Origin of the sequence: Aeromonas sp. QDB11, assembly GCF_027705265.1 — a bacterium.
GTDB classification, from domain to species: Bacteria; Pseudomonadota; Gammaproteobacteria; order Enterobacterales; family Aeromonadaceae; genus Aeromonas; species Aeromonas allosaccharophila.
Map to the genome: position 1 here is coordinate 1 of NZ_JAPDBM010000013.1, position 19,575 is coordinate 19,575.

At 56.6% G+C, this 19,575-nt stretch carries 16 protein-coding genes, 1 tRNA gene and 1 rRNA gene; 8 read left to right on the forward strand and 10 right to left on the reverse strand.

Translation table 11 applies throughout. The annotated features are described in order from the left end of the window. The 5 genes from OKC40_RS06255 to OKC40_RS06275 form a co-directional block, all read right to left on the reverse strand. Window positions 1–67 (reverse strand): 16S ribosomal RNA (locus OKC40_RS06255); the annotation flags it as partial. 478 nt (window positions 68–545) lie between these two features. After that, on the reverse strand, window positions 546–2,477 hold the full coding sequence (locus tag OKC40_RS06260; protein WP_111807542.1) for a putative bifunctional diguanylate cyclase/phosphodiesterase: 1,932 nt from the start codon (window positions 2,475–2,477) through the stop codon (window positions 546–548). 23 nt (window positions 2,478–2,500) lie between these two features. Then, window positions 2,501–3,001: a molybdopterin-binding oxidoreductase gene (locus OKC40_RS06265; protein ID WP_162626883.1), complete on the reverse strand. Its 501-nt coding sequence runs from the start codon at window positions 2,999–3,001 to the stop codon at window positions 2,501–2,503. A 101-nt stretch (window positions 3,002–3,102) separates the two neighbouring features. After that, window positions 3,103–4,737 carry a chaperonin GroEL gene (gene groL / locus OKC40_RS06270; protein ID WP_270794504.1) on the reverse strand — a complete coding sequence of 545 codons (1,635 nt, stop codon included), beginning with the start codon at window positions 4,735–4,737 and terminating at the stop codon, window positions 3,103–3,105. Window positions 4,738–4,780: 43 nt separating this feature from the next. Then, the gene (locus tag OKC40_RS06275) at window positions 4,781–5,074 is read right to left on the reverse strand and encodes a co-chaperone GroES (RefSeq protein ID WP_005340573.1); all 294 of its coding nucleotides are present in this window, start codon (window positions 5,072–5,074) and stop codon (window positions 4,781–4,783) included. Between the two features lie 260 nt (window positions 5,075–5,334). Here OKC40_RS06275 and OKC40_RS06280 point away from each other — a divergent pair, with 260 nt between their 5' ends. Further along, entirely contained in the window at window positions 5,335–6,669 is a 1,335-nt protein-coding gene (locus tag OKC40_RS06280) for an MATE family efflux transporter (RefSeq protein ID WP_232093648.1), read from the forward strand. Between the two features lie 46 nt (window positions 6,670–6,715). On the opposite strand, the gene OKC40_RS06285 is transcribed toward OKC40_RS06280, so the two are convergent. Further along, window positions 6,716–7,195, reverse strand: a complete 480-nt coding sequence (locus OKC40_RS06285) for an FxsA family protein (RefSeq protein WP_075113974.1) — start codon at window positions 7,193–7,195, stop codon at window positions 6,716–6,718. 442 nt (window positions 7,196–7,637) lie between these two features. Between OKC40_RS06285 and aspA the strand changes: the two genes are divergently transcribed. Further along, entirely contained in the window at window positions 7,638–9,080 is a 1,443-nt protein-coding gene (gene aspA / locus OKC40_RS06290; RefSeq protein ID WP_042063058.1) for an aspartate ammonia-lyase, read from the forward strand. Between the two features lie 126 nt (window positions 9,081–9,206). Continuing rightward, a complete protein-coding gene (locus OKC40_RS06295; RefSeq protein ID WP_042063057.1) occupies window positions 9,207–10,526 on the forward strand; it encodes an anaerobic C4-dicarboxylate transporter in 1,320 nt (439 codons plus the stop codon). 242 nt (window positions 10,527–10,768) lie between these two features. Here the strand turns inward: OKC40_RS06295 and tsaD are convergent, their stop codons facing one another. Further along, the gene (gene tsaD, locus OKC40_RS06300) at window positions 10,769–11,782 is read right to left on the reverse strand and encodes a tRNA (adenosine(37)-N6)-threonylcarbamoyltransferase complex transferase subunit TsaD (protein WP_139406915.1); all 1,014 of its coding nucleotides are present in this window, start codon (window positions 11,780–11,782) and stop codon (window positions 10,769–10,771) included. 179 nt (window positions 11,783–11,961) lie between these two features. On the opposite strand from tsaD, the gene rpsU reads away from it, so the two are divergent. The 5 genes from rpsU (at window position 11,962) to OKC40_RS06325 (ending at window position 16,855) form a co-directional block, all read left to right on the forward strand. Further along, a complete protein-coding gene (gene rpsU, locus OKC40_RS06305; protein ID WP_005309452.1) occupies window positions 11,962–12,177 on the forward strand; it encodes a 30S ribosomal protein S21 in 216 nt (71 codons plus the stop codon). Between the two features lie 15 nt (window positions 12,178–12,192). Further along, a complete protein-coding gene (locus OKC40_RS06310; protein ID WP_005349081.1) occupies window positions 12,193–12,636 on the forward strand; it encodes a GatB/YqeY domain-containing protein in 444 nt (147 codons plus the stop codon). Between the two features lie 88 nt (window positions 12,637–12,724). After that, window positions 12,725–14,512, forward strand: coding sequence for a DNA primase (gene dnaG / locus OKC40_RS06315; protein ID WP_270794507.1), 1,788 nt, complete (start codon window positions 12,725–12,727; stop codon window positions 14,510–14,512). A 183-nt stretch (window positions 14,513–14,695) separates the two neighbouring features. After that, on the forward strand, window positions 14,696–16,591 hold the full coding sequence (rpoD, locus tag OKC40_RS06320) for an RNA polymerase sigma factor RpoD (protein ID WP_263718854.1): 1,896 nt from the start codon (window positions 14,696–14,698) through the stop codon (window positions 16,589–16,591). 187 nt (window positions 16,592–16,778) lie between these two features. Further along, window positions 16,779–16,855: transfer RNA gene (locus OKC40_RS06325), tRNA-Ile, on the forward strand. 164 nt (window positions 16,856–17,019) lie between these two features. On the opposite strand, the gene OKC40_RS06330 is transcribed toward OKC40_RS06325, so the two are convergent. The 3 genes from OKC40_RS06330 to purD all read right to left on the reverse strand — a co-directional run bounded on the left by OKC40_RS06330 (window position 17,020) and on the right by purD (window position 19,495). After that, window positions 17,020–17,577 carry a cytochrome b/b6 domain-containing protein gene (locus OKC40_RS06330; RefSeq protein WP_058053985.1) on the reverse strand — a complete coding sequence of 186 codons (558 nt, stop codon included), beginning with the start codon at window positions 17,575–17,577 and terminating at the stop codon, window positions 17,020–17,022. Further along, complete coding sequence (locus OKC40_RS06335; RefSeq protein ID WP_167573630.1) at window positions 17,558–17,932, reverse strand: cytochrome b562; 375 nt, start codon at window positions 17,930–17,932, stop codon at window positions 17,558–17,560. The genes OKC40_RS06330 and OKC40_RS06335 overlap by 20 nt, the downstream gene beginning before the upstream one ends. A gap of 276 nt (window positions 17,933–18,208) precedes the next feature. Next, the gene (purD, locus tag OKC40_RS06340) at window positions 18,209–19,495 is read right to left on the reverse strand and encodes a phosphoribosylamine--glycine ligase (RefSeq protein ID WP_167573629.1); all 1,287 of its coding nucleotides are present in this window, start codon (window positions 19,493–19,495) and stop codon (window positions 18,209–18,211) included. Window positions 19,496–19,575: the final 80 nt, after the last annotated feature.

The window sequence follows — 19,575 nt, forward strand, 5'->3', positions numbered from 1 at the left end:
GCTCGACTTGCATGTGTTAGGCCTGCCGCCAGCGTTCAATCTGAGCCATGATCAAACTCTTCAATTTAAGTTTGGTTTGCGTTCATTCATTACCGAGGCAATGAACTTCAGCGGCTCAATGAATTGCTGAAATAAACTGTTCGACTTCTTATTGCTAAGAAATCGTCTTGGTCACTTCACCAGACATTGAAAATCAACAAAATTGTTTGATGTTCGATGCTGTGAGTGCCCACACAGATTGCTTGATTCAAATTGTTAAAGAGCGACGCAACAGTTCGTTGCTGCGGGAGTGGAATTCTACTCAACCGCCTTCTCGAGTCAAGCCTTATTTTCAAAGGCTTTTCGAGGTTATCGACTTGGCTTTCTGCGTTGCCGCTTGCCCTGTCGATGGAGGCGCATTATAGGGAGTTGAATCTTTCTGGCAAGGGTAAATTGCATGTTTTTTTGATAAAACCGCACAACCGTTCAAACAACAAACAATGAGAGGGAAATTTGAACCGAATCACACATTCCGGAGGTAGATGACAGCCAAGTCCCCCCCCCCTTCAGCTCATATAAACCATTTCAGATTGTTGACGCGCCAGCCAAAGCTCCTCCATCTCCAGCAAGGTTTGATAGATTTTCTCCGCCTGCTCTGGCCGGCTGAACAGATACCCCTGCCCATAAAGATGGATATCGGTCAGAGATTGCAGCACATCCAGCTGGGCCTGAGTCTCAATTCCTTCACAAACCAAACTCTTGCCCAGCATGGATCCCATACGGCAGATATTGGCGACCAGTTCGGATGCCTCCATTGAGGTGTCAATGCCCTGTATAAAGGAGCGATCGATCTTCACCTTACTGACCGGCAGTTTTTGCAGATAACTCAACGATGAATAACCGGTACCAAAATCGTCCAATGCCAGCAGCACCCCCTGCTGATTGAGATCCTGCATCAGTTGCAGCGAGTTCTTCACTTCCCGCATGGTGGTATCTTCCGTGACCTCCAGAACCAGACTACTGGCAGGCAGGTGGTGCTCCATCAATGCCTTGGCCACCAGTTTGAGCAAATTGCGCTGGTACATGCCCGGCGAAATATTCACGCACATCTGCAGATCGACCATACCAAGCTGGTGCCACTGATAGAGCTGCTCGCAAGCGGTGTTCAGCACCCAGCTACCAACCCGTTCGGCAAGCTGGAACTCTTCTGCCACCATGATCACTTCGTTTGGCGGAATAAAGCCGAGCTCCGGATGCCGCCAGCGCAGCAGTGCCTCGACAGCTTCGCAGCGGCCACTCTCGAGATTGACGATGGGTTGGTAATAGAGCTCCAGCGCATTGTGCTCCAGCGCCATGATCATGTCCGAGGCCAGATGCTTGCGCCGAGCCGTCTCGTTGAGCAGGGAGTTATCGTAAATCACATAGGGAACATGGGTCTTGCGACTATGGAACAGGGCCTGTTCCGCCCGACTCAACAGCTCCTGAGTCTTGTCGCTGTCCATCGGATAGAAGGCAATACCGATCCCGACTTCCAGCCGGAAGGGATAGTCGTCATAGACGATATCCTGCTTCAGCGCGTGCAGCAGGCGCGCGACCAGCTCCCTGACCTGACGCAGGTCACTGCTGCCACGCTGAATAATGGCAAATTGATCGCCTCCCAAGCGCCCGCTCCACTCGCCCTCCTCACACAGCACCTTGATCCGTTTGGCAAACTCGCTGAGCAGATGATCACCGGTGTCATAGCCAAACTTGCTGTTGATATCCCTGAAGTCGTTGATATCGACCAACACCAGCCCGAACGGTACTTCCTGAGTGGCATACAGCTCCATCCGCTCCAGCAAGGCAACTCGATTGGACAACCCGGTCAACGGATCCCGTCTGGCCGCCCTGAAATGACGACGCCCTTCATATATAAGCAGCATACTGAGCAGCAGCACCGAGATAACCAGACCGGAGACCATCAGCAACAAAGCATTGCGCAGCTGGCCAAAATGGCGATCGTTCTCGGAGTAGACGTTGATGTTCTTCTGCATCACAGAGGCGAGGGAGTAGGAGAGTGGCTCTTGCAGCGGGGCAAGGCGCATCATGATCTGCTGATAATCGGGCGCCCCGCTCTGCAACTTGGTGATATCGGGTTCTATTTGGCGAATATTGGTTTCAATCAGCTGCACCAGACGCAAGGTTTTCTGCTTGTCCTGCATGCTCTTGCGCAACTGACCGCTCAACAGGATGGGCGTTCTACTCCAGAGAATGTCATAACGCAGCATCAAGGTGTCATGATCAATCCCGCCATAGTGATAGACCTCGACCGCATTGAGGAAACGCCCGAGCTCCAACTGCAACTGCATCAGCGCCCAGGAAACATCGTAGGTGTATTTCTCCATCGCTCTGGTCGCATTCTGGATCTGCATCAGGCAATAGAGAGTGCTCCCGGTAAACGACAGGATGGATACATACAGAATGACGAGCAGTGGCCACGCCCTAGTCTTTCCTTTCACCCTATGCTCCCGTGCAATTTTTATCAGTGCTGAATGTCTATCAAATCAAGTTGCCAGATCATCATGTCGGTATATTCGGATCGCTTCAATTCCGGATATTGATCAAGAGGCAGCATAAACCAGACCGGCCCCTTGTCACGCACCCGCATGACAGCGCCATTGTCTTCCCATGCAAGGATCGGGTCATATTTGGCGACCTTGTCCCATTCAATGCGGATCTGGAAACTGTTCAGCGCCGTCAGCGTAATGGTCTTGCCATCCGCGCCGACCGCAGCCAATACATCGGCCAGTTTCGGCCCTCTGTAGGTGTGCGGCTTATCCACCCAGGGGTTGCCGGTCACTATCTCATGTTGCGGCAGTGCCTGCAGTTTGGCCAGATCAAACAACACCTTGCCATCAACTTCGTCTGCCGAGCTGATGTTGCCACCCACTTTCAGGATCACCGGCCCGGTCAGTGCCTCAGCAGCCATAACCGGCATGATGACCAATGAACACAGTAGTGCCAGCCAACCAAACATCTTCATATCGCCCCCAAATTTGCTGTCTCAACAGACTCAGTTTAGTCAGATATAAAAAAACGGCTCGCCTTGGGCGAGCCGTTTCTCAAACAGAGCAAGGGTGATGATTACATCATGCCCATGCCACCCATGCCGCCCATGTCAGGCATGGCAGGGGTATCTTTCTTCGGCAGTTCGGTGACCATGCACTCGGTGGTGATCATCAGACCGGCGATGGAAGAGGCAAACTGCAGGGCAGAACGGGTTACCTTGGTCGGATCCAGGATACCCATGGCCAGCATGTCGCCATACTGCTCGGTGTATGCGTTGTAACCGAAGTTGCCTTCGCCGTTCTTCACTGCGTTGGCAATGACGGAAGCTTCTTCACCGGCGTTGATCACGATCTGACGCAGCGGGGCTTCCATGGCGCGCAGCGCAACCTTGATACCCACGTTCTGGTCTTCGTTGTCACCACGCAGGCCAGTCAGCTTGGCTGCTACGCGCACCAGCGCCACACCACCACCGGCAACCACACCTTCTTCAACAGCGGCGCGGGTAGCGTGCAGAGCATCTTCAACCCGTGCTTTCTTCTCTTTCATCTCGACTTCGGTGGCTGCGCCAACCTTGATCACGGCAACACCGCCAGCCAGCTTGGCTACGCGCTCTTGCAGCTTCTCACGATCGTAGTCGGAAGAGGTCTCTTCGATCTGCTGACGGATCTGGGCAACACGACCTTCGATCACACCGGCATCACCCACGCCATCGATGATGGTGGTGTTCTCTTTGGTGATGACGATGCGCTTGGCACGACCTAGATCTTCCAGAGTCGCTTTTTCCAGCTCCATGCCAACTTCTTCAGAGATGACGGTACCGCCAGTCAGTACGGCGATATCCTGCAGCATGGCCTTGCGACGGTCACCGAAGCCAGGCGCCTTGACGGCAGCCACTTTCACGATACCGCGCATGGTGTTGACCACCAGAGTGGCCAGGGCTTCGCCTTCTACGTCTTCGGCAACAATCAGCAGCGGCTTGCCAGCTTTGGCAACGCCTTCCAGCACCGGCAGCATTTCGCGGATGTTGGAGACTTTCTTGTCAACCAGCAGGATGAACGGGTCGTCCAGTTCAACAGAACCGGTCTCTTGCTTGTTGATGAAGTAGGGGGACAGGTAGCCGCGGTCGAACTGCATACCTTCAACAACTGCCAGCTCATCTTCCAGACCCTGACCATCTTCAACGGTGATGACGCCATCGCGACCCACTTTGTCCATGGCTTCGGCAATCAGCTTGCCCACTTTCTCGTCGGAGTTGGCGGAGATGGTGCCCACCTGAGCGATGGCATTGCTGTCGGCACACGGCTGAGACAGCGCTTGCAGCTCGGCAACAGCAGCCACAACGGCCTTGTCGATACCGCGCTTCAGATCCATCGGGTTCATACCGGCGGCAACGGCTTTCAGACCTTCGTTGACGATAGCCTGAGCCAGAACGGTTGCAGTAGTGGTACCGTCACCGGCGGCATCGTTCGCCTTGGAAGCCACTTCCTTGACCATCTGGGCGCCCATGTTCTGGAACTTGTCTTCCAGCTCGATTTCGCGCGCAACAGACACACCATCTTTAGTGATGGTCGGGGCGCCGAAGGACTTGTCCAGCACCACGTTGCGGCCTTTCGGGCCCAGAGTCACCTTGACGGCATCAGCCAGGATGTTTACGCCTTCCAGCATCTTGATGCGGGCTTCGTTACCAAACTTAACGTCTTTAGCTGCCATTTTTCTTCAATCCTTAAATCAATTCGGGGAAAAGGAGGATGGATTACTCTTCGACAATCGCCAGGATGTCGGTTTCGGAGAGGATCAGGACGTCCTGACCATCCAGCTTCTCGGTCTTCACACCGTAGCCTTCGTTGAAGATCACCTTGTCACCAACCTTCACGGCCAGCGCTTTGACTTCGCCATTATCCAGGATGCGACCAGTCCCCACGGCAAGCACTTCACCACGGGTGGACTTCTGGGCCGCAGTACCAGTCAAGACGATACCGCCGGCAGATTTGGCTTCAGCTTCGATGCGCTTGATGATGACGCGGTCGTGCAGTGGACGAATTTTCATCGATAACTCTCCCAAAATGAGTCTCATTGTTGCTTTGAGGAATGGCCGTTCCAGGCCAAATTAGATATGTCCCTGATGTGGGGCAGAGTTGCTAACCCTTCAAGGGCAAATACAAAAAAAATTTTTTCACGTACTATGAATATCTTCGATGGTTCACTCATGTCCGCACCCTGGTGCAAGGTCGGTTCACCCCGCCCCTTTTTCATGCCAGAACCTTCAAAGCCAGCTGTAGAGACGAGCCCTTGACCCGCACCAACCCCATGCTGACAGCCCCTATCCCGGTCGTACTGCGCCAGATGACGGGCCCCATGATCTTCGGCATCATCGCCATTCTGGCCTTCAACCTGGTCGATACCTTTTTTATCGGCATGCTGGGCACCCAGGCACTGGCCGCAATCAGCTTTACCTTTCCGGTCACCTTTGTGGTCACCTCGCTGGCGATGGGATTGGGCGCCGGATTGTCAGCGGTGATCGGTCACACCCTGGGACAGGGCAAACACGATGAGGCGGCCCACCTCACCACCGACAGTCTGTTTCTGGCGGTGATCATGGTGGCCCTGCTCTCCACGGGCGGCGCCCTCACCATCACACCGCTGTTTACCCTGCTGGGCGCCAGTGCCGAGCTTATCTCCCTCATCCATGACTACATGCTGATCTGGTATCTCACCGTCCCCATGCTGGTACTGCCCATGGTGGGCAATGCCGCCATCCGGGCGACAGGTGATACCAAAACCCCCAGTCTGGTGATGGCGGTGGCCGGACTGGTCAACGGGGTGCTGGATCCTCTGTTGATCTTCGGCATCGGTCCCTTTCCCGAATGGGGGATCCGCGGGGCCGCCATCGCGACCTCTATCTCCTGGTTGATGGCGATGCTGGTCAGCCTCTATATCCTGCGCCATCGGGAAGGCTTGCTGCTCTGGCGCCTCTCGCCGCGAGCACGGTTGCTATACCACTGGCGATCGCTGCTCCATGTCGCCGTTCCCGCCTCTTTTACCAATATGCTCAACCCCCTGGCCAACGCGGTGCTGATGACAATTTTTGCGGGCCTGGGTACCGAGGTTGTGGCCGCTTACGGCGCCGCATCGCGGGTCGAGGCGCTGCTGCTGATCGTGATGATGGCCCTCGCCTCCGTGCTGGCCCCTTTCATTTCGCAAAACTGCGGGGCAGGCAATCCGGCCCGCGCCAAGGCAGCGCTGCAAAGCTGCATGCGTTTCGCCTTGCTGTTCCAGCTCGCCATCTATGGCCTGACCTGGCTGCTCGCCCCGCTGATCGCCAATCTGTTTAGCGATCATCCGCAGGTCATTCGCCTGATTATTCTCTATCTGCATCTGGTGCCGATCGGTTACGGCTTTCAGGGTATGGTGATGCTACTGGCCTCCGCACTCAATGGCGTGCGGGCATCCAGTATCTCGTTCTTGTTCAACGGATTGCGACTATTTGGTTTTCTGTTGCCAGGAGCCTGGCTGGGGGCAAAGCTGGGGGGAGAACAGGGGATCTATCTGGGGATACTGCTGGCCAATCTGGCGGCAGGCACCCTCGCGTGGTGGTATGCCCGACACCGCTTCGAGGCGCTGTGCCATCAGGGCAAACCCTGATCAGTCACTCGCCTCGGGTTTTCGTCTCGTCGATTACTCTTTACGCTCACTCTTTGCGCTCAAATTCGCCTTCGATGGTGGTGCCGCCCTGCTTGGCGTGACCCAGATGATCATCTGACGGCGCGTTGCCAAACGGCGATGGTGTTCCCTGCTGGAAACCACCCATCTGCATCCGGAACTGGCTGCTGCCGATCAGCTTGTCGGCCAGTTTGTTGCGCAGCCAGGGTTGCAGCAACAGCACACCGAAAATGTCGGTCACGAACCCCGGGATAATCAGCAGCAAACCAGCCAACGCCAGCATCATGCCACCCATCACCTCGCGGCCCGGCATCTCGCCCATCTGCATCTTTTGCTGGGCACTGAACAGGGTCTTGATCCCTTCACTGCGCACCAGCGAGGAGCCCAATACCGCGGTCAGTATGAGCAAGCCGACTGTCGGCAGCGCCCCAATCACTGAGCCGACCTCGATCATCACGGTGAGCTCCAGTACCACCAGACCCACCAACAACAGAAACAACTTGCCCATATCCACTCCAGCACCGGTAAATTGAGAAAAAGTGGCAACCTTCAAAGGGCGGCCCATACGCGATGCGTTCATCGCATCATCACCACTTTTACCCTGAATAAGTGGGGTCTTCCCTGCCCTTTTCAAGCCTCTCAAATGACACCTACGTCAGCAACCATCTAAAAAAACGGCAAAAATTCACAAAAAATTATAATAATCATCATGATAAAAGCGTCATAACATATGTGTACTTTCCTCAAAGTAATTTGAAAATGTCTCAAATTTAGTGATCCACCTCTAATAACCGATACCTCAATTGGAGTAGTATATTGATTAGTTTTTCGGGAGGTCATTCTCCCTACCGCCCCACTCGATGTGTGGTGCTTCAGGATGAGCTGTGCGCAAGGAACTCGCGACCACTCGGTGAGGATTTTTCCATTTATCTGATTTCTGAGGCATTACAATGAGCGACATCAAGAACGTCCGCATTGAAGAAGACCTGCTGGGCACCAAAGAAGTTTCCAATGATCTCTACTACGGTGTGCACACCCTGCGCGCTGTCGAGAACTTCAAGATCAGCTCTCAGAAGATTTCTGACGTTCCGGAATTCGTCCGCGGTATGGTTCTGACCAAGAAAGCGGCTGCGCTGGCAAACGGCGAACTGGGTACCATCCGTCCTGAAATTGCTGACAAGATCGTAGAAGCCTGCGACCTGATGCTGAACACCGGCAAATGCTTCGACCAGTTCCCGGTCGACGTTTACCAGGGTGGTGCCGGCACCTCCGTCAACATGAACACCAACGAAGTACTGGCCAACATCGCCCTGGAAATCATGGGTCTGGAGAAGGGCCGTTACGACGTCATCAACCCGAACGACCACGTCAACAAGTGCCAGTCCACCAACGATGCCTACCCGACCGGTTTCCGCGTAGCGGTAGTCAACAGCACCGATGTGACCCTGCACGCGCTGGAGCACCTGATCGCGGCATTCGATGCCAAGGCTGAAGAGTTCAAAAATATCCTGAAGATGGGCCGTACCCAGCTGCAAGATGCGGTTCCGATGACCCTGGGTCAGGAGTTCCACGCGTTCGCCGTCACCCTGCGTGAAGAGATCAAGTCCATCAAGCGTTGCCAGGAGCTGCTGCTGGAAGTGAACCTGGGCGCTACCGCTATCGGTACCGGTCTGAACACTCCGCCCGAGTACTCCGAGCTGGCCATCAAGCGTCTGGCCGAGATCACCGGTCGTGCCTATGTGCCGGCAGAAGACCTGATCGAAGCGACCTCCGACTGTGGCGCCTACGTCATGCTGCACGGCGCCATCAAGCGTCTGGCCATGAAAATGTCCAAGATCTGTAATGACCTGCGTCTGCTCTCCTCCGGCCCGCGCACTGCGCTGAAAGAGATCAACCTGCCGGAAATGCAGGCGGGTTCCTCCATCATGCCAGCCAAGGTCAACCCGGTTATCCCGGAAGTGGTCAACCAGTCCTGCTTCAAGGTATTCGGTAACGACATCACCATCACCTTCGCCGCCGAAGCCGGTCAGCTGCAGCTGAACGTCATGGAGCCGGTGATTGGTCAGGCGATGTTCGAATCCCTGAGCCTGATGGAAAAAGCCTGTATCTCCCTGCGCGAGAAGTGCGTGGAAGGTATCACTGCCAACCCGGAAATCTGCATGAACCACGTGCTGAACTCCATCGGTATCGTGACCTACCTGAACCCCTTCATCGGCCACCACGAAGGTGACATCGTCGGCAAGATCTGTGCCCAGACCGGCAAGAACGTCCGCGAAGTCGTTCTGGAGCGCGGCCTGCTGAGCGCCGAGCAACTGGACGAAATTCTCTCCATCGAGAACCTGATGAACCCGCAATACAAAGCCAAGCGTTTCACCCGCGAAGCTGCCGTATAAGCGAGTGTGGGCCGGGATCTTCCCGGCCCATAAAGTCAGTTCCCGATTGGTCTTTATCCCCAGCCCGATCGGGAATTGGCTTTTTGCCAAATAAAAACCAAAAAACTAAAAAATGGAGTTATCGCTATGATTGGAATCGAGTTACTTGTCGTGCTCGCCGCTATCTATCTGGGGGCCCGGATAGGCAGCATCGGCATCGGCTTTGCCGGTGGTCTGGGGGTACTGGTACTGACATGGGGTCTGGGCATGCCCATCCCGAGCGACCAACTGGTCACTTACATCCCCTGGGATGTAATCATGATCATTGCGTCCGTCATCTGCGCCATCGCCTGTATGCAACTGGCTGGCGGGATGGACTACCTGGTCTCCCTGGCAGAGAAAGCGCTGCGCAAGAACCCCAAATACATCACCTTCGCCGCCCCGGTCGTCACCTATCTGATGACCATGCTGGCCGGTACCGGTCATACCGCCTTCTCCACCCTGCCGGTTATCGCTGAAGTGGCCAAAGAGCAAGGGATCCGCCCATCCCGTCCGCTCTCCATCGCAGTTGTCGCCTCCCAGATCGCCATCACAGCCTCCCCGATCTCTGCCGCTGTGGTTGCCTTCTCCGGCATGCTCGAGCCGTTCGGTGTTGACTACCTGACCCTGCTGGCCATCTGCATCCCCTCTACCTTCCTGGCCTGTATCCTGGGCGCCTTCATTGCCAACATGATGGGCAAGCCGCTGGATCAGGACGAAGTCTATCTGGAGCGTAAAGCCAAGGGCCTGATCAAACTGCGTGGTACTACCAAGCTTGAGCTGAAACCTTACGCCAAGGTTTCTGTCTGGATCTTCATCGCTGCCATCGTAGCTGTCATGGCCTATGCCACTGCCATCTCCGGTAAAGTGGGCCTGATCGCCAACCCGCCGATCCCCCGTGACGGCGCCATCATGGGCATCATGCTGGCTGCTGCCACCATCATGACTCTGGTGTGCAAACTGGACGCCACCCAGGTGACCAACATGCCGACCTTCAAGTCAGGTATGTCCGCCTGTATCTGTGTGCTGGGTGTCGCCTGGCTGGGTAACGTCTTCGTAAAAGGCAACATGGACACCATCCAGCTGATCGCTGGCGACCTGCTGAACCAGTACTCCTGGCTGCTGGCCGTGGTGCTGTTCTTCGCTGCCATGCTGCTCTATTCACAAGGCGCCACCACCAAAGCCCTGATGCCTGCCGCACTGGCACTGGGTGTCAGCCCGCTGACTGCGATTGCCTCCTTCGCAGCCGTAAGCGCCCTGTTCGTACTGCCGACTTACCCGACCCTGCTGGCCGCGGTAGAGATGGACGACACCGGCTCCACCCGTATCGGTAAAGCGGTCTTCAACCACCCCTTCTTCGTACCGGGTACCGCCACCATCGCCATCGCCGTGGCGCTGGGCTTCTTCTTCGGCGGCATCCTGCTGTAATCGCATCGCCTGCCGATAGCCAAAAAAAATCCCCGCCAACTGGCGGGGATTTTTTTATCTCTTTACTGTGTGCTTGGCTGTCTGCCAGCAAGAGGGCTGACCTCTTATCCGTATGGCTCAACCACGGCGACAGCAGCCAGCGTAACCACGTGCCAGCGGCGCTATAACCGCCGCTGCCGAATTGCAGGCGCCGTAGGCCACCATGGTACTCACCACCACGCCAGAAGGCGGGATCCGTCGGATCAGACCGGATCCAGGGTATCCAGCGGCCAGCGCGGCACGGCCTTGACCGCCAGCGGCTCAAACACGCCCGCTTTCAGGCGCTGCATACCGGCGTAGGCAATCATGGCGCCGTTATCAGTGCAATATTCGGTGCGCGGATAGAACACCTCACCCTTGAGGCTCTCCATCAGTTCGGCCAGCTGGGCACGCAGATGACGGTTGGCACTGACGCCACCGGCGACCACCAGACGCGTGAGACCAGTCTCTTTCAGCGCACGGCGGCACTTGATGGCCAGGGTATCGACCACCGCATCTTCAAATGCCCGGGCGATATCGGCACGGGTCTGCTCATCATCACCGTTGGCGGCAATGGTGTTGGCGGCAAAGGTCTTGAGGCCGGAGAAGCTCATGTCGAGCCCCGGACGGTCAGTCATCGGACGAGGGAAGTGGAAGCGTCCGCTGGTGCCCTTCTCGGCCAGACGGGAGAGCAGCGGGCCGCCCGGATAGTCCAGACCCATCAGCTTGGCAGTCTTGTCGAACGCCTCGCCGGCGGCATCATCGATCGATTCCCCCAGCAACTGATAGCTGCCGATGCCGTCAACCCGCACCAGCATGGAGTGACCACCGGAGACCAGCAGCGCCACGAAGGGGAACTCGGGGGCCTTCTCCTCCAGCATGGGGGCCAGCAGGTGGCCTTCCATATGATGGACAGCGATGGCCGGCTTGTTCCACGCCATGGCCAGTGAGCGACCAATAGTGGCCCCCACCAGAATGGCGCCAACCAGACCTGGGCCCGCGGTATACGCGATGCCGTCGATGTCATCTTTGCCCAGTCCCGCCTCTTGCAATGCGGCCTGGATCAACGGGATCGTCTTGCGAACGTGATCCCGGCTGGCAAGCTCGGGAACGACGCCACCGTAGTCCGCATGCAGCTTGACCTGGCTGTATAACTGATGGGAAAGGATCCCTTTTTGATCGTCGAAGATCGCGATCCCGGTTTCGTCACAGGATGTCTCTATGCCCAATACACGCATTGCTAAAAAATTTCACTGCTAAAATGAGACGTCTATGGTAACCTTCGCGGGTTTTTTAAACCAGAGCGATCTCTGCGGGTTTACTTTCATTCCCTGTCCAGAGTATAATTTCGCACCATTTTAAGACATGCTGATCGATTGAAGGTCAGCTAACAATTTATCACTGAGGTGAAAGGCACATGCCAGTAATCAAAGTCCGTGAAAATGAGCCGTTTGACGTTGCTCTGCGTCGTTTCAAGCGTTCTTGCGAAAAAGCCGGTATCCTGTCCGAAGTTCGTAGCCGTGAGTTCTACGAGAAGCCGACTACCATTCGTAAGCGCGCCAAAGCGTCTGCTGTCAAGCGTCACGCCAAGAAGCTGTCTCGCGAAAACGCACGTCGTATCCGCCTGTACTAATCGGGAGATATTGCCGTGTCTCTGAAGGATCAACTTAAGGATCAACAAAAACTCGCCATGCTTGCCAAAGATAAGGCACGTCTGGGAGCGATCCGCCTGTTGATGGCAGAAATCAAGCAACGTGAAGTCGATACCCGTATCGAGCTGAATGATGAGGATATCCTCGCTGTCGTGACCAAAATGGTCAAACAGCGCCGCGATTCCATCAGCCAATTTGAAGCTGCCGGTCGCCAGGATCTCGCCGACAAAGAGTCCGCCGAGATCGTTGTGTTGCAGGAATTCCTGCCGCAACAGCTGACCGCAGATGAAATTGCCGCTCTGATCGAGCAAGCCATCACTGAAAGTGGTGCTGCCGTCATGGCTGATATGGGCAAGGTCATGGCTGTCTTGAAGCCGAAAATTCAGGGGCGTGCCGATGTCGGCGCCGTCAGTGCTCAGGTGAAAACCCGCTTGGCGTAACAGGCAACTCTCTTGTTTGGTCGAAGAAGCCGTGCTTCCCTTGGAATGCGCGGCTTTTTTATTTTCTCCGCAATGAAACAGGACGGTTATGGCAGGCAGGATCCCCCAATCCTTTATCGACGATCTGCTCGTACGCACAGACATAGTCGAGCTGATCGACTCGCGAGTGCGGCTGAAAAAAGCCGGTAAGAACTACCAGGCTTGCTGCCCTTTTCATAACGAAAAAAGCCCCTCTTTTACCGTCAGCCAGGAGAAGCAGTTCTACCACTGTTTCGGTTGTGGCGCCCACGGCAACGCCATCGGCTTTGTCATGGAGTACGACGGTCTCGAATTTCCCGATGCCATCGAAGAGCTCGCCAGCATGCAGGGCATGCAGGTGCCTCGCGAGCAAAGCATCGGCGGCTCGGCCAATAGCCAGCCCGCCGTCAGCAAGGATCTGTTCGAGCTGATGAACCAGATCGCCCGCTTCTACGAGAGCAATCTCAAGAGTGCTCCCCATGCGGTGGAGTACCTCAAAGGGCGCGGTCTGACCGGTGAAGTGGTCAAACGATTCAACATCGGCTATGCCCCCAGTGACTGGGATCAGGTGCGCCGCCGCTTTGGTGCCAGCCGGGATCACGAGCAGTTGCTCATCTCGGGCGGCATGCTGATCACCCGTGACAATGGCCCGGGCAGCTATGATCGCTTTCGTGATCGCATCATGTTCCCGATCCGCGACAAGCGGGGCCGGGTCATCGGTTTCGGTGGCCGGGTGCTCGGTGATGGCACACCCAAGTACCTGAACTCGCCGGAGACCCCCATCTTCCATAAAGGGCGGGAGCTGTTCGGCCTCTACGAAGTGAAGCAGGCACACAAGGATCCGCGTCGGATCCTTGTAGTGGAAGGCTACATGGATGTGGTGGCACTCGGTCAATACGATATCGACTATGCGGTGGCTGCGCTGGGTACTGCAACAACCAGCGACCATATCCACACCCTGTTTCGCACCACCGCTGAGGTAGTCTGCTGCTACGACGGTGACAACGCTGGTCGTGAAGCTGCCTGGCGGGCGCTGGATAATGCCCTCTCCCATCTGCAGGATGGCCGCGAGCTGAAGTTCGTGTTCCTGCCCGATGGCGAGGATCCCGATTCGCTGGTACGCCAGATCGGCAAGGAGGGCTTCGAAGCCCTGCTCGATGAAGCCCAACCGTTCGCCGACTTCATGTTCGAGCGTCTCGGCCGCGATGCCGCACTTTCGGGTGAGGCAGGCAAGTTCGAAGTGGCCAACAAGGCCGCCGAACTTATTCGCCGCGTACCGGAAGGGTTTACCCGCGAAGGGTTGATCACCCGCCTCTCCAGCATGATGCGCTGGGGCGAGAACAAACAGCGCATCGCCGAGCTCTTTGCCCGCAACAGTCAGCCCAAGGCCGAGGTCAACAAACCCAAGGCAGCCAAGCTGACGCCACTACGGCGTGCGCTGGCACTGATGGTGCAATATCCGGCGGTAACGGCCGAACTTCCCCCTATGCCGGAATTGGCCGGACTGCGCGTACAGGGCATCAAGTTCCTGTTGCAACTGCACCAGCAGATCCTGGCGCAGCCGGGTATCACCACAGGTATCCTGCTGGAACACTGGCGTGGTACCAAGGAGGGGGAGATCCTCGCTCAGCTGGCCATGCACGACCTCTTTGAAGAGGTCAGGCTCGACCAGGAGCCGGATATTCTGGGAGAATTGCAGGACACCTTCGTCGGCTTCATCAACCAGTTTCTGAAACAGCGGATCGAAGAATTACAGGCAAAAGTGGTGCAGGAAGGACTAAGCTCCGAAGAAACCCAAGAGCTGATGATGCTGATAAGAGAGGTGCAAATTGAGAAAAGAAATGAGAGTGGGGCTTGATATTTGAGTGATTAGTCCCAATATGGATAGCGTTGCCCGAATCGACGGGATGAAAAGCAAAAATTTTATAACCGCCTGGCCCCGACAATACTGCGGGCAGGGGTTTCTCATGACCGACGCCGCAACCAGACATAGCATGTCTGGCGGTTTTCTATTAGAATTGGCTATTTGCGCAGCAGCGCACTGTACGCGCAACCTAGCAACACCAACCGGATGAGTTCTATGGAGCAAACCCCGCAGTCTCAGCTTAAACTCCTCGTTGCCAAAGGTAAAGAACAGGGCTACCTGACCTATGCCGAGGTGAACGATCACCTCCCGCAAGACATTGTCGATTCAGACCAGATCGAAGACATCATTCAGATGATCAACGATATGGGCATTCAAGTGGTTGAAAACGCTCCGGATGCCGATGACCTTATCATGGCTGAAGGTGGTACCGCCGATGAGGACGCTGCCGAAGCAGCGGCCCAGGCTCTGGCATCTGTTGAATCTGAGATTGGTCGCACGACCGATCCCGTCCGCATGTACATGCGGGAAATGGGTACCGTCGAACTGCTGACCCGTGAAGGCGAAATCGACATCGCCAAGCGGATCGAAGACGGTATCAACCAGGTACAAAGCTCCGTAGCCGAGTACCCTGAAGCAATTACTTACCTGCTCGAACAGTACGACAAGTACGAAGCCGAGCAGCTGCGTCTCTCTGACATCATCTCTGGCTTTATTGATCCGAACGAAACTGAAGACATGGCACCTACCGCCACGCACATCGGTTCCGAACTCGGCGAAGACGATCTGGCCGACGAAGATGAAGAAGACGAAGAAGACGAAGACGAAGATGGCGACAGCTCTGACGACGACGGTGACGGTGGCCCGGATCCGGAAGTCGCTCGCGAGAAGTTTGGCGAACTGCGTGCCCAGTATGAGGTGACCCGCCTCTCCATTCAGAAGAATGGTCGCGCGCACGAAGATACCCAGGCTGCCATCGCCCAGCTGGCCGATGTATTCCGTCAATTCCGCCTGATGCCCAAGCAGTTCGATCGCCTGGTCAACAACATGCGCGAGATGATGGAGCGCGTCCGCGTGCAGGAACGCATCATCATGAAGCTCTGCGTTGAGCAGGCCAAGATGCCGAAGAAAACCTTCGTCGCGGCCTTCACCAACAACGAGTGTGAAACTGCCTGGTTTGAATACCAGAAGCAGGCTGGCAAAGCCTGGTCTCCCCGTCTGGTTGAAATGGACGAGGATATTCAGCGCGCCATCGGCAAGCTGCAGCAGATTGAAGAAGAGACCGGTCTGTCGATTGCCCAGATCAAGGATATCAACCGTCGCATGAGCATCGGTGAGGCCAAAGCCCGCCGTGCGAAGAAAGAGATGGTTGAGGCCAACTTGCGTCTGGTTATCTCTATCGCCAAGAAATACACCAACCGTGGTCTGCAGTTCCTGGATCTGATCCAGGAGGGCAACATCGGTCTGATGAAGGCGGTAGACAAGTTTGAATACCGTCGTGGCTACAAGTTCTCGACCTATGCAACCTGGTGGATCCGTCAGGCCATTACCCGCTCCATCGCGGATCAGGCCCGTACCATCCGTATCCCGGTACACATGATCGAGACCATCAACAAGCTCAACCGTATCTCCCGTCAAATGCTGCAGGAGATGGGTCGCGAACCGAACCCGGAAGAGCTGGCCATGCGCATGGGCATGCCGGAAGACAAGATCCGCAAGGTACTGAAAATCGCCAAAGAGCCTATCTCCATGGAGACGCCCATCGGTGATGATGAAGATTCCCACTTGGGCGACTTTATCGAAGATACCACCCTGGCTCTGCCAGCGGATGCGGCGACCAGCGAAAGCCTGCGCAACGCCACCCGCGAAGTGCTGGCTGGCCTGACCGCCCGCGAAGCCAAGGTACTGCGGATGCGTTTCGGTATCGACATGAACACTGACCACACCCTCGAGGAAGTGGGCAAGCAGTTCGACGTTACCCGTGAGCGTATTCGTCAGATCGAAGCCAAGGCACTGCGCAAACTGCGCCACCCGAGCCGCTCGGAAGTGCTGCGCAGCTTCCTGGACGAATAGTCCTGACCCTGTGTCAAACTGCTCTGCCAAAGCCCCGCCATGCGGGGCTTTGTTTTGTCTGGCATTTACCCTTGCGACCCGCTCTGCGCCCTCTACCGACCTGGACAATTAGTCGCCAAGTGGTTGATATGCCTATAGACTGCCCTTTCCTCTTCCCCTATAATCCACGCCGCTAAACGCACAATTTGGCCCCTTAGCTCAGTTGGTCAGAGCAGTCGACTCATAATCGATTGGTCGTGGGTTCAAGTCCCCCAGGGGCCACCAAATTGAAAAAGGCCGCTCATGATGAGCGGCCTTTTTGCATCTGCGGATCGGGCAATGTTCAGTGATGAGCTCGATGAGGTCATAGAAAAGACCCGCCATGGGCGGGTCTGGGCAGGGTCCGGATCAGGCGCCTCACTCAGAGACAAGGAGCCTAATGCTGAGCCTCAGGTTTGCTCGTTGCTGCCGCTCTGGATGGATGAGCGACGCCCGATAGCAGGCAGCATCCGGGTGACCAGATTGCTGCGCTGACGCCAGGAGGTGAAGACGATGGCCAGCAGATGCAGACCAATCAGCCCCTGCAACGCCACCACGCACCACTCATGCCACTCGTCAGCCCCCAGTTCAAATCCCGTCTCGGTATTTTGAAACCAGCCGCTGCCTGCTGTCGCCAGCACGACCAGCCAGAGCGCCCACACGGCTAGCTTGCCGCTGCCATGATGACCCGGTGCCGGAGGCTGCCGCTCACGCATCTCGCGCGCCTGCTGGCGAAAATCCTCACCGCTGGGGATGAGGGCGCCAAGGCGGGCGTAGCCACGGGCGAAGGTGAGCCCCCAGAGCAGACGCAAGGAAACCAGTCCAATGGCGCCGTAACCCAGCCACTCGTGCCACTCCTCCCCCGCTTCGTTAACCCAGAGGTTGCCGATGCAAATCGCCGCCAAGCCCCAGTGGGTCAGGCGAACCAGCGGATCCCAGCGAAAGGGCTCACCCTTTTTGCTTGGCATATTTGTGGTACTCCTTCTTCAGGTCGTTGACCTTGGCCAGATGCTCGCGCGCCTTGGCCTCATCACCCACCTTGAGTGCGGCCAGGCTGGCGTCCAGCTCGGTCTGTACCTCGTTCATCCCTTCAAGGAATTTCTCTTTCTTGGCGGCTGGCATGTTCTTCTGCTTGGCCACATCCAGCTGGGCCTTCATCTCGTTGATGTGCTGCTCCATGGTGGCTGCATCATCAGCCTTGACGGCCTGCTTGTAGTTGAAGCCAATCTTCTTCATCGGCTGTTCCAGATCACCCGCCACGGCAGGCAGGGTCATCAGGCCAAACATCAGGGGCAGCAGCAGGGGGCGAACGGTTTTCAACATGGGATTTCCTTATATAACGACATGCTCGAATTGTTAGGGGTACTTATGAATCCCAACAAGAATTCATCAGGGCATGATGCCATGACTCATGGTGAAATGTTTGTGAAAAATGCTGTTTTTTGTGGCAAATAGTGACAGGCATGCCGTGCTTGTTTGCACTTGGTAACGGATTAAGCACTGGTGACGCGCGGCAAAAGGATGGTTGAAAGCGGTAAACAGGGACAAAAAACCCCGCCGCAGCGGGGTCTGGATCAGCGGGTCATTTGCTTGCGTCAGTTACTCCTGTTCGCGAGCAATGGCGCGCCAACCGATATCCTTGCGGTAGAAGACGCCATCCCACTTGATGCGGCCAGCGAGTTGATAGGCACGCTGCTGAGCTTCGGCCACAGTGTGGCCAAGGGCGGTGGCGCACAGCACACGGCCACCCTGGGTCAGACTGGTATCGCCCTCCAGGCGGGTACCGGCATGAAACACCTTCTCGCCCGCCACCTCATCCACCGGCAAGCCGCTGATGGGGTGATTGGTGCTGTAATCGCCGGGATAGCCCCCCGCAGCCAACACAACACCAATGGCGGCACGGGGATCATAGATGGCCTCTTTCTGATCCAGCTTGCCTGCGCAAGCGGCCAGACAGAGCTCCACCAGATCGGACTGCATCCGCAGCATGATGGGCTGGGTCTCGGGATCGCCAAAGCGGCAGTTGAACTCGATCACCTTGGGATTGCCTGCACCGTCGATCATCAGACCGGCGTAGAGGAAACCGGTGTAGACGTTACCTTCGGCCGCCATGCCGCGCACGGTCGGCATGATCACCTGCTCCATCACCTTCTGATGTACCTCGGCGGTCACCACAGGTGCCGGGGAGTAAGCCCCCATACCGCCGGTGTTGAGGCCGGTATCACCATCGCCCACCCGCTTGTGATCCTGACTGGTGGCCATCGGCAGCACGTGCTCGCCATCGACCATGACGATGAAGCTCGCCTCTTCGCCTTCCAGAAACTCCTCAATCACCACCCGGGAGCCCGCTTCGCCAAACGCATTGCCGGAGAGCATGTCGCGCACCGCGTCTTCCGCCTCTTGCAAGGTCATGGCGACAATCACCCCCTTGCCCGCCGCCAGACCATCGGCCTTGATGACGATAGGGGCGCCCTTCTCGCGCAGATAGGCGAGTGCTGGCTCCACTTCGGTGAAGTTCTGGTACTCGGCAGTCGGGATGGCGTGACGGGCCAGGAAATCCTTGGTGAAGGCCTTGGAGCCTTCCAGCTGGGCAGCGGCAGCGGTCGGGCCGAAGATGGGCTGACCGGCGGTACGGAAGGCATCGACCACCCCTTTCACCAGCGGCGCTTCCGGCCCGACGATGGTGAGGCCGACCTGCTTCTCTTTGGCAAAGGCCAGCAGCCCTTCGATATCGGTCGCCTCTATGGCGACGTTCTCGACACCCGGCTCAAGCTGGGTGCCCGCGTTGCCCGGCGCCACAAAAACGTGACGTACCAGCGGGGAGTGTTTGGCCTTCCAGGCCAGGGCGTGTTCGCGGCCACCGTTGCCAATGATCAGTACTTTCATCGTATCGCTCGCTTCTATTTGTGGTCACTGGGCGGCCATAAGGGCCGTCAGCCAGTGGAAATAGTCAGTTGAAAAGAGAC